The sequence below is a fragment of the Mesorhizobium sp. genome (assembly GCF_024509055.1).
Taxonomy (GTDB): domain Bacteria; phylum Pseudomonadota; class Alphaproteobacteria; order Rhizobiales; family Rhizobiaceae; genus Mesorhizobium.
Genome location: NZ_JANINM010000515.1, coordinates 1 through 10,386 on the forward strand (window position 1 = coordinate 1; position 10,386 = coordinate 10,386).

The following is a 10,386-nucleotide window of genomic DNA, read 5'->3' on the forward strand; positions in this document are numbered from 1 at the left end:
GGCGGCAGCGGCTGGTCGACCTTGATGTCGGGCGTGATGCCCTTGCCCTGGATCGACTTGCCGGACGGCGTGTAATAGAGCGCCGTGGTGAGTCGGAGCGCGCCATTCTCGCCGAGCGGAATGATCGTCTGCACCGAACCCTTGCCGAAGGACTGCGTGCCGACCACCGTCACACGGCGCAGATCCTGCAGCGCGCCGGCGACGATTTCGGAAGCGCTCGCCGAGCCGCCGTTGACGAGCACGATCATCGGCTTGCCGTTGATGTCGTCGACCTGCTTGGGCTTGGCGTCGAAACGGGTGACGTCCTTCGGATCGCGACCGCGCGTCGAGACGATCTCGCCACGCTTCAGGAACGCGTCCGAAACGCTCACCGCCTGGTCGAGCAGGCCGCCCGGATTGAGACGCAGGTCGAGCACATAGCCCTTCAGCTTGTCGTTCGGGACCTGCTTCTTGATGGTCTCGATGGCGTTCTCGAGATCGTCATAGGTCTTTTCCGTGAAGGAGGTGATCTTCATGTACCCGATGTCGTTCTCGACGCGGAACTTCACCGCCTTGACCTTGATGATGTCGCGCACCACCGTCAGCTCGATCGGCTTGTCGGCGCCCTGGCGCAGGATGGTGAGCTTGATCGGCGTGTTGACCGGGCCGCGCATCTTCTCGACCGCGTCGTTGAGGGTCAGGCCGCGCACTTCCTCGCCGTCGATCTTGGCGATGTAGTCGCCGGCCAGCACGCCCGCCTTGGCGGCCGGCGTATCGTCGATCGGCGTGATCACCTTGACCAGGTCGTTCTCCATCGTGACCTCGATGCCGAGGCCGCCGAACTCGCCCTTGGTCTGCACGCGCATGTCCTGCGCCTGCTCGGCGTTCATGTAGGAGGAATGCGGGTCGAGCGAGGCGAGCATCCCGTTGATGGCATTTTCGACCAGCGACTTGTCGTCCGGCGGCGTCACGTAGTTCGCGCGCACGCGCTCGAAGATGTCGCCGAAGATTGCAAGCTGCTTGTAGGTTTCCGAACCCGCAGCGTTCGCCGCCGAGCCGGGTGCGCCGTAGACCAGGCTCATTGCCGATGCGCCCATCAGCGCGCCGGCAAACAGAAGCGACAGTTTCCGCATCATTTCACGTCCTTCCAGAAAATCGGTCCGCCCACCAGGGATTCGGATCGACGGGTTTTCCATCCTTGCGGAACTCGACATAAAGTTCCGGCGTGGCATTTCCATTCTGCGAAGCCGAAGTGGATGCCACCCGGGCCTCTCCCATCGCGCCGACCGGTTCTCCTGCGAGCACCGACTGGCCGGTCACGACGCTGATTCTGCTCATCCCTGCCAAGACGACATGATACCCGTCGCCCGCATTGAGGATCAAGAGTTGACCATAGGAGCGAAACGGCCCCGCATAAAGCACATTTCCATCCGCCGGCGCGGTGACGATGGCTGCCGATTGTGTCGCAACCATGTCACCCTGCATCATTGCGCCATTGCCGTCGTCGGCCCCGAAGCGCAGCTTGATCTTGCCGATCACCGGTAGCGCGATCTGCCCCTGGAGCGCCGAAAATGGGGCGGAGTTGGTCAATCGGTTGCCTTCCGGAACGGGCAGCGAAGCGAATTCCGTCGTGGAGGCCGTCTTGTCGCCATCCGCGGATTTCTGCTCGCCGGCCTGGACCTGACCGGCCGCCTTGCGCGCCTTGTCGGCCTCGAGCGAGGCGATGAGGTCCTTCAGGCTGCTCGCCTTTGCCGCCAGCTGCTGGGAGTGCTCCTGTTCAGAGGCAAGTTCCGCCTCGGTGTCGGCCTGCAGCTTCTTCTTGGCCTCCAGAAGCATGGTGAGGCGCTTCTTTTCCGCCGTCTGATCGGTGACGGCGGCCGTCAGCCGGGCTCGCTCGGCCTCGATCGAAGCCGTCACGCGGGTCTGCTCCCTGAGGTCGGAGAGCAACTTGTCTGTCTCCTGGCGCAGTTCGGGCACGACGGCGCCCAGAAGGATGGCGCTGCGCACCGATGACAACGCGTCCTCCGGCTTGACCAGGATGGCGGGCGGCGGATTGAGGCCCATGCGCTGCAAGGCGCCTAGCACTTCGGCGAGCACGTCGCGGCGAGCGACGAGCGAGTCGTGCAGCTTCTTCTCCTCGGTCTTGAGTCCCTCCAGCTTGGCGCCGATGTCCTCGATGTCCTGCCCGAGCTTCTGCTCGGTCATCGCCGACTGGATCAGCGCAGCGCTGATCGAGGCGTGGTCCTTCTTGACCGTCGCGACGTCGGCCGCGAGCTTGGCAAGCCGCTCGGACGACAGCGTTATTTCCTTGGAGACCTGTTCATACTCGGCCCGGCTCTGGTCGGGATCCGGCGCCGAGTCCGGCGTGTTTCCCGCGGCGCGGGCCTGCCCGAGCGCGACCAGCGCGGCGAACAGGGTCAAACCGCAGCGGCTGCGCCAGGCGCGCTTTCTCGAATTCCAGCCTTCAGACATCAGGCCACGACTTTATCCGCCGCTTCGTTAACGAACCATCAACCATGTTGGAAGGGCGGCAATGTTCTGGATGTCGCGCCATTGAGGCGGAAATCCGGGCGAGAATACCGCTGTCCCCAACCCTGTCGACCGGAACGGTCAGGAACGATGGTAGGGATGACCGGAAAGGATCGTGGCGATGCGGTAGAGCTGCTCGCCCAGCATGACGCGAACCAGTTGATGCGGCCAGGTGAGCGCCCCGAACGATAGCACCAGATCGGCCTGCTCGCGCAATGACTTGTCGTGGCCGTCGGCGCCGCCGATAGCGATGACCAGCGCCTTGCGGCCGCCGTCGCGCAGCTGGCCGATGCGGGTCGCCAGATCCTCCGAGGACAGCGACTTGCCGCGCTCGTCGAGCAGGATCAGCACGGTGCCTTGTTGCAGCTGTGTTTGGAGCTTCTGGCTCTCCTCACGGCGGCGCTCGTCGGCGCTCTGGCCGCGGCTTTCGGGGATTTCCGTGAGGCCGGCGAACTCCAGCCCGACCGCGGGCCCGCTCTTGGCGAAGCGGTCGAAATAGCGGTCGGCGAGTTCTCTCTCGGGGCCGGTCTTCATCCGGCCCACGGCATGAACGGTGATCTTCATCCTCGCCCCGGCGAGCGTTTCGATGCATGCCGTGAGGGCTTCACGACAAGCGGATCAATGCTCAGTGCAAGGTCTCTTCCTCGAGGTCCGGCGCCTGCCACATCTTTTCGAGATTGTAGAATTCGCGGACTTCGGGGCGGAAGACGTGGACGATGATATCGCCGGAATCGATCAGGACCCAGTCGGCGCTGGCCAGCCCCTCGACGCGCGCCGTGCCGAGCCCGGCATCCTTGAGCGCCTTGAGGAGGTGATCGGCGACAGCCGAGACATGACGGTGCGACCGACCCGAGGCGATGACCATATAGTCGCCGAGGCTCGATTTTCCCTGGATGTCGATTGAGACGATGTTTTCGGCCTTGGAGTCTTCCAGACTGGCAAGGACTGTGTCGATGGCAAGGGAGGCAGCATCGCTTCCGCTGATCCCGGCCGGCGAAGGCACGATCTCGGCCTTCTTCCGCAGTGCTGTTCTCAGTGTGTTTCCTTTCCCAACAAGAACAACCAAATCACCCGCCAAATCAGGTGACACCACTTAGATAGGCAGAGTTCCATTGCAGTTTCAAGACGAAGGCCCGGCCGCACGTCGCCGATATTCGGCCCGGAGACCTCGCCGCGAGCCAAAAAATATGGGAACTGATGCTTGTCTGCATGGGTTATCGGCTCGCCGATCAACGGGAACCCCGCCATGCCGACTGACCCGCAAAGCGCTCTCATCACAATCCAGGCCGGGCTCGCGCAGCTCTCCACGCTGATCGTGTCCTATTCCTTCTCGGCCATCGGCGCCGTGATCCTGCTCATCGTCGGCTATCTCGTCGCCGGCCTCGCCGAGCGTTCCATCTATGCAGGCCTCGGCCACATCCACGGCTTCGACGAGACGCTGCGCCACTTCTTCTCGAAGATCGTGCGCTACGCCATCCTGATCCTCGTCGTCATCATGGTGCTCGGCCAGTTCGGCGTGCAGACGGCTTCCATCATCGCGGCGATAGGCGCTGTCGGCCTGGCCATAGGCCTGGCGCTCCAGGGTACCCTGCAGAATATCGCCGCCGGCATCATGCTGCTTGCGCTGCGGCCGTTTCGCATCGGCGAATATGTCGAGGTCGGGTCAATCGCCGGCACGATAGAAGAGATCGGCCTGTTCGCCACCAAGCTTCGCACTGTCGATGGCGTCTATGTGCTTGCGCCCAATTCGACGCTGTGGAACCAGCCGGTGCGCAACTTCACCCGCAACGGCGTGCGCCGCACCGACGTTACTTTGAGCATCGGTTCGTGGAACGACATCGACAGGGCGCAGAAGACGCTGCTTGCCATATCCGGTTCCGAGAAGCGCATCAGGCGCGAGCCCGCGCCGATCGCTTTCGTTGCAAGCCTCGGCGACACCACCGTTTCGCTGACCTTGCGCTACTGGACCTCGGCGGCGGACTATTTTTCCACCCAGATCGACATGACCAAGCGCGCCAAGCAGGCCTTCGACAGCGAAGGCATCTCGATCCCGCTGCCGGCGCCCGAGCTGCCGCAGCCGGAGGCCCGCAAGCAATAACGTGGTTTTTCAGTCTTTCGCCGGGTTTGCAGGATCATCCGGCCCGAAGGCGAGTTCCACCGGCAGCGGCGTCTGCGCCGACATCGGCGCGAAATTGCCGCTCGTGGTGGCCGGCGTCGGCCGCGCCGCCATCACGCGCCAGAGCACGAAGAGGCAAAACGCCGAAGCGATGACGATGCCGACGTAGATGAAGGTCGCGGTTCCGAAGACCGCCGAAAGCGCCGTGACGATGCCCGGCACCACGAAGCCGGCCAGCGACCAGGCAAACAGCATCGAGCTCGACAGGGCAAGCAGCTGGTCCTTGCTGGCCCGGTCGGCGGCATGCGCGCTGGACAGCGCATAGATCGATTCCGACGCTCCGTCCCAGATCAGGTAGATCACCACCAGGGCCATCAGCGCGCCACCGTCGAAGATGATGGCAAGCGTGCTGGCGACGACTGCCAACGCCGCTGCCCCCGCCAGCACATAGCGTCGGTCGGTGCGGTCCGAAATCCAGCCGAGCGGTATCTGCAGGATCAGCGTGCCGACAGGCATCGCCGACAGAAGCAACGCCACATCCGCCTGGCTGTAGCCCTTGGCGGTGGCATGGATCGGCGCGAAGCCGGAAACGATCATCGACAGGCCGCCGACGGCCAGCATTCCGGCGACGCCGACCGGCGAGATCCGCCAGGCCTGTCGGAGCGCGACCGAGGCCGCCTGCGGCGCGGGCGGCTGGGCAAGCCTTGTCATCCCCACCGGCAGGATCGACAGGGCCGTGAAGGTGATGCCGATCAGCGACGCGGCGGCCGTGTGGATATCGATCGCGGCTAGCGTCGCGTACCCTACGCCCAGTCCGGCGATATAGGCGACATAGAACACGGCCATGACCCGGCCGCGTATGGAATTCGGCAAGGCGTCGTTCAGCCAGCTTTGCGCAACGATGAACAGGCCGCAAATGGCAAAGCCGTAGAGCGCCCGCGCGGCGATCCAGAGCAGCGGGATCGGCCCGGCGCCGATGGCGGCATTGGAGAGCGCGATCAGCGCCGAAAGCACCATGAAGGCGCGCGCGTGTCCGACGCGGCGCACCATGGGTCCAGTCAGGATGCAGCCGGCAAGCCCGCCGGCCGAAAGGCCGGTGACGATCAGCCCGGCCCAGGTCGGATCGAAACCGTCGGCGCCGAGGCGCACCGGGATGTAGGCGAACATCAGCCCGTTGCCGATCGCGATCAGCGCCATCGAGATGATGATGCTGGCGATGGCGATCAATGGCGCTGGCTGTTCGGCGCGGCCCAGATCGATAGTGTTACGGTTCTTTTCCAGCATGCTTGGCAACTTCGCTTACCGGACGGCAAAAGGCCGCCGTAAAAGCGACATCCCCGATGCCGCACCCCTTGATGGATCCTATTCCTTCGCCGCCTTGCGGATGGCGGTGGAGGAGAGCGACGAGCGCGGGCCGTGGATGAAAGTCCAGGCCGGCGCGCGCATGCGGGCAAGCAGCGGCGCGTCGCCCTCGTCGATGCGGGCGTAGTCGAATGTCTTGGCGACGACCGACGACAGGAAGGAAAGGGTAGCGCCGGGACGATCGATGACCGCGATCGGGAAGGTCAGCACGATCTCGCGCCAGCGCTGCCAGCGGTGGAAGTCGCGCAACGAGTCCGCGCCCATGATCCAGACGAACTCGACCCCCGGATTGCGCGCCTTGACTAGAGCGAGCGTATCGGCGGTGTAACGCACATGATGCGCCGCCTCGAAGGCTGTGACCTTGATCTTCGGATTCTTGGCGATCTTCTCTGACTGCGCGATGCGCTCGGCAAGTGGCGCCAGCTCCCGCACGCTTTTGAGCGGGTTGCCGGGCGTCACTATCCACCACAACTGGTCAAGCGCCAGCCTTCTGAGTGCGATCTCGGCGACCAGCGCATGGCCGGCATGCGGCGGGTTGAAAGAACCGCCGAACAGCCCGACGGCGAGGCCCTTTCCGGCATGGGGCATGCGGAGGTAGTGCGCAGGGACGGGCTGCTCGGGCTGGGAGAGCATAGCGCTAGGCACCCCCCTCTGTCCTGCCGGACATCTCCCCCTCAAGGGGGGAGATTGGCAGCTCATTCGCTACCGCAAATCTTGCAGCGTTGGCGATTAGCGAAACCGGGAAAGCCAGCTGATCTCCCCCCTTGAGGGGGAGATGGCCGGCAGGCCAGAGGGGGGTGCCTGGGCGCAAGCTTCAGCCCCTTAAGGCAAACGGCATCAAGGCCGCACCTGCCCCGACCCGCGCACGCGATACTTGAACGAGGTCAGTTGCTCGACGCCGACCGGTCCGCGCGCGTGCATCTTGCCGGTGGCGATGCCGATCTCGGCGCCCATGCCGAACTCGCCGCCGTCAGCGAACTGCGTCGAGGCGTTGTGCAAGAGAATTGCCGAATCGATCTCGTTGAAGAATTTTTCGACCGCTTGCGCATCCTCGGCGACGATCGCCTCGGTGTGATGCGAGGAGAAGGTCTCGATATGCTCGATCGCGCCGGCGACGCCATCGACCAGCTTCACGGCGATGATGGCGTCGAGATATTCGGTCACCCAGTCGGCGTCGGTCGCCGGGCTGGCATCGGAGAAAGCCTGGATCACGTCGGCGTCGGCGTGGATCTCACAGCTCGCCGCGCGCAGCGCCTCCAGGATCGGCACCAGATGGGTGGAAGCCGCAGCGCGGTCGACCAGCAGTGTCTCGGCCGCGCCGCACACGCCGGTGCGCCGCATCTTGGCATTGACGGCGATCTTCACCGCCATGTCGAGCTGCGCCGAACGGTCGACATAGAGATGGCAGATGCCTTCCAGATGCGCGAAGACCGGCACGCGCGCCTCGGTCTGCACCCGCCCGACAAGGCTTTTGCCACCGCGCGGGATGATGACGTCGAGGTTGCCGCCAAGCCCCTTGAGCATCTCGCCGACGGCAGCACGGTCGGTGGTCGGCACCAGCTGGATGGCGTCTTGCGGCAGACCAGCCGCGGTCAATCCTTCGACCATGCAGGCGTGGATCGCGGCCGATGAATTGATCGAGTCCGAGCCGCCGCGCAGGATGACCGGGTTGCCTGCCTTCAGGCAGAGCGCGCCGGCATCGGCGGTGACATTCGGGCGGCTTTCATAGATGACGCCGATAACGCCGAGCGGCGTGCGCACGCGTTCGATGTGCAGGCCGTTCGGCCTGTCCCATTCGGCGATGACTTCGCCGACCGGATCCTTGAGCGCGGCGATCTCGCGGATACCCTCGGCCATGGCGCGGATGCGCGAGGGATTAAGCTTTAGCCGGTCCATGAACGACCCCGACAACCCGGCCTCCTCGCCATTGGAGATGTCGATGGCATTGGCGCCGAGGATAGCCTGCTCGTTGCGCAGGATGGCGTCGGCCATGGCGGTCAGGGCTTCGTTCTTGGCAGCGGTTCTCGCAACGGCCAACCGTCGGGCAGCTACGCGGGCGTTGCGGCCTATTCTAGCCATCAAACTGGCTACATCGTCACGTTGGTGGTTGTTCAACATCTGACCGATCCGGGTAAGCTTGGTGGATTTACACGCGGCCGGCCCTCGCGGCAATGGCTGCATATTTGGGGGACAGAATGAACAGCGCCGCAATCGTCGTTGCTCTGGGCACAATGCTGGCGCCAACTGCCTTACGCGCCGCCGACTACTGCGACGACAAGATCGAACCTGGCGAGAGCCCCGATGGCAAGGCCATGGCCATGATGAGTTCCATGTTGTTCGCCGGACTTGCGGAGCGCTACTGCGGCGCACCGCCGATGCCACTTTCTCAGGTCTTCGTCGTTGTCGAGGAAGCGCATGGATGCGGTCCGCGCGAGCGGCTCGAGGCGAAATTCAAGAAGGCAATGGAGGAAGGCGGATCAAATGTAACGACGACCGACGAACTCGTTCGCGAAACCCTCTCCGAAGACGGGAGCGAGCTTCCGCAAGCCGAGGTTGATCGGCGCGCCAAAGCTGCGATCGAAGCTGAAATGGGAGGCTGCAGCGAGCTCCTGAAGACACATAAGGACCTCCAGGATCGATATCGCAACCCGCCTAAATGGCCGGCTGAGCCGGAGAACTGAAGCACCGCCACAGGTGGCACCGCATATCAGTCAGCCGCGCCGCCCACCACAAGGTCGTCACGATGGATCATCGCCGAACGCGCCTCGTAGCCGAGCACGTTTTCGATCTCGGCCGTCTTCAAACCCGCGATCCTTACGGCATCGGCGGCATCGTACGCAACCAGCCCGCGCGCGATCTCGCGGCCCTCGGGCGACAGGATCGCCACCGTGTCGCCTCGCGAGAAGTTGCCGCTGACCAGCTTGACTCCGGCAGGCAGCAGCGACTTGCCCGATTTCAGCGCGCCGATGGCGCCTGCGTCGACGGTGAGCCGGCCAGCGGGTTCCAATTGCCCGGCGATCCAGGTCTTGTAGCCTTTCACCGGGCTGGCGCTCGGCTTGAAGAACGTCGCGCGCTCGCCGCGCTCGATCGCCATCAGCGGCGAGAGCCTGGTGCCGGAGGTGATGATCATCGCGGTGCCGGCGGCGTTGGCGATCTTGCCAGCGTCCAGCTTCGTGCGCATGCCGCCGCGCGAAAGCTCGGACGCGGCGGCACCGGCCATCGCCTCGATGTCGGGCGTGATGCGGTCGACCACCGGGATGAATTTTGCTCCAGGGTCCTTGGCCGGCGGCGCCGTGTACAGTCCGTCGATGTCGGAAAGCAACACCAGCAGGTCGGCGCCCATCATGGTGGCGACGCGCGCGGCCAGCCGGTCATTGTCGCCATAGCGGATTTCGGAGGTCGCCACGGTGTCGTTCTCGTTGATGACCGGCACCGCCTTCATCTTGAGCAACGTGGAGATCGTCGCGCGGGCGTTGAGGTAGCGGCGCCGCTCCTCGGTGTCGCCGAGCGTCAAAAGAATCTGACCTGATTTCAGACCGTCCTTGCCGAGCGCGTCCGACCAGGCGCCGGCGAGCGCGATCTGGCCGACGGCGGCGGCGGCCTGGCTTTCCTCGAGCTTCAACGCGCGCTTGCCGAGGCCAAGGATGGTACGGCCGAGCGCGATGGCGCCGGAAGAAACCACCAGCACCTCAGCGCCGGCATTGGCCAGCACCGCGATGTCGTCGGCCAAGGAGGTAAGCCAATCGCGCTTCAGGCCCGCCGCCCTGTCGACAAGCAGCGCCGAACCGATCTTCACGGTGATGCGCCGGTATGACTTCAGCGATGTCATTTTCATTGCTGCCAGCGTGTCTCGACGGGAGCCGGAACGGCGTCACGCGCCTCAGCAACGACGGCCATCAAAGCGCGCAGGACCGCTTCGACGCCTTCGCCGGTGACGGCCGACAGCAGCACCGGCGCACGGCCGGCGGCGCGTTTCAGCGAAGCCGCCTTCTTCTTGCGGGCTTCCGGATCGAGGATATCGACCTGGGAAAGTGCGACGATCTCCGCCTTTTCAGCGAGACCGTGACCATAGGCCTCGAGCTCGCCGCGCACGACCTTGTAGGCCTTGCCGGGGCTTTCCTCCTGCGCCGAGACGAGGTGGAGCAGCACGCGCGTGCGCTCGACATGGCCGAGGAAGCGGTCGCCGATGCCGACGCCCTCATGCGCGCCCTCGATCAGCCCGGGGATGTCGGCGAGCACGAATTCGCGGCCGTCGATGCGCGCGACGCCAAGTCCGGGATGCAGCGTCGTGAACGGATAGTCGGCGATCTTCGGCTTGGCCGCGGTGACCGCCGCGAGGAAGGTCGACTTGCCGGCGTTCGGCAGGCCGACCAGGCCGGCATCTGCGATCAGCTTCAACC

General features: G+C 64.7%; 11 protein-coding genes. 2 read left to right on the plus strand and 9 right to left on the minus strand.

Features of this window, described 5'->3' with window-relative positions:
* The 4 genes from Q0L57_RS30325 to rsfS form a co-directional block, all read right to left on the minus strand.
* Positions 1-1,115 (minus strand): S41 family peptidase (locus tag Q0L57_RS30325; protein WP_296746773.1); only part of this gene is annotated, 1,115 nt, incomplete at its 3' end.
* A gap of 1 nt (position 1,116) precedes the next feature.
* Positions 1,117-2,451 (minus strand): murein hydrolase activator EnvC, encoded by a 1,335-nt coding sequence (locus Q0L57_RS30330; RefSeq protein WP_296746774.1) that lies wholly within the window; start codon positions 2,449-2,451, stop codon positions 1,117-1,119.
* A gap of 138 nt (positions 2,452-2,589) precedes the next feature.
* On the minus strand, positions 2,590-3,072 hold the full coding sequence (rlmH, locus tag Q0L57_RS30335; protein ID WP_296746775.1) for a 23S rRNA (pseudouridine(1915)-N(3))-methyltransferase RlmH: 483 nt from the start codon (positions 3,070-3,072) through the stop codon (positions 2,590-2,592).
* Between the two features lie 61 nt (positions 3,073-3,133).
* A complete protein-coding gene (rsfS, locus tag Q0L57_RS30340) occupies positions 3,134-3,511 on the minus strand; it encodes a ribosome silencing factor (RefSeq protein ID WP_125002963.1) in 378 nt (125 codons plus the stop codon).
* A gap of 243 nt (positions 3,512-3,754) precedes the next feature.
* Here rsfS and Q0L57_RS30345 point away from each other — a divergent pair, with 243 nt between their 5' ends.
* Positions 3,755-4,606 (plus strand): mechanosensitive ion channel domain-containing protein, encoded by an 852-nt coding sequence (locus tag Q0L57_RS30345; RefSeq protein ID WP_296746781.1) that lies wholly within the window; start codon positions 3,755-3,757, stop codon positions 4,604-4,606.
* 9 nt (positions 4,607-4,615) lie between these two features.
* On the opposite strand, the gene Q0L57_RS30350 is transcribed toward Q0L57_RS30345, so the two are convergent.
* The 3 genes from Q0L57_RS30350 to Q0L57_RS30360 form a co-directional block, all read right to left on the minus strand.
* Positions 4,616-5,908: an MFS transporter gene (locus Q0L57_RS30350; protein WP_296746776.1), complete on the minus strand. Its 1,293-nt coding sequence runs from the start codon at positions 5,906-5,908 to the stop codon at positions 4,616-4,618.
* 78 nt (positions 5,909-5,986) lie between these two features.
* Positions 5,987-6,619, minus strand: a complete 633-nt coding sequence (locus Q0L57_RS30355; RefSeq protein WP_296746782.1) for a nicotinate-nucleotide adenylyltransferase — start codon at positions 6,617-6,619, stop codon at positions 5,987-5,989.
* A gap of 204 nt (positions 6,620-6,823) precedes the next feature.
* Positions 6,824-8,104, minus strand: coding sequence for a glutamate-5-semialdehyde dehydrogenase (locus Q0L57_RS30360; RefSeq protein ID WP_296746777.1), 1,281 nt, complete (start codon positions 8,102-8,104; stop codon positions 6,824-6,826).
* Positions 8,105-8,181: 77 nt separating this feature from the next.
* On the opposite strand from Q0L57_RS30360, the gene Q0L57_RS30365 reads away from it, so the two are divergent.
* Positions 8,182-8,667 (plus strand): hypothetical protein, encoded by a 486-nt coding sequence (locus tag Q0L57_RS30365; protein ID WP_296746778.1) that lies wholly within the window; start codon positions 8,182-8,184, stop codon positions 8,665-8,667.
* 26 nt (positions 8,668-8,693) lie between these two features.
* Here Q0L57_RS30365 and proB read toward each other — a convergent pair whose 3' ends face one another.
* Positions 8,694-9,815, minus strand: a complete 1,122-nt coding sequence (proB, locus tag Q0L57_RS30370) for a glutamate 5-kinase (RefSeq protein ID WP_296746779.1) — start codon at positions 9,813-9,815, stop codon at positions 8,694-8,696.
* Between the two features lie 2 nt (positions 9,816-9,817).
* On the minus strand, positions 9,818-10,386 hold a 569-nt coding region (locus Q0L57_RS30375; protein WP_296746780.1), incomplete at its 5' end, for a GTPase.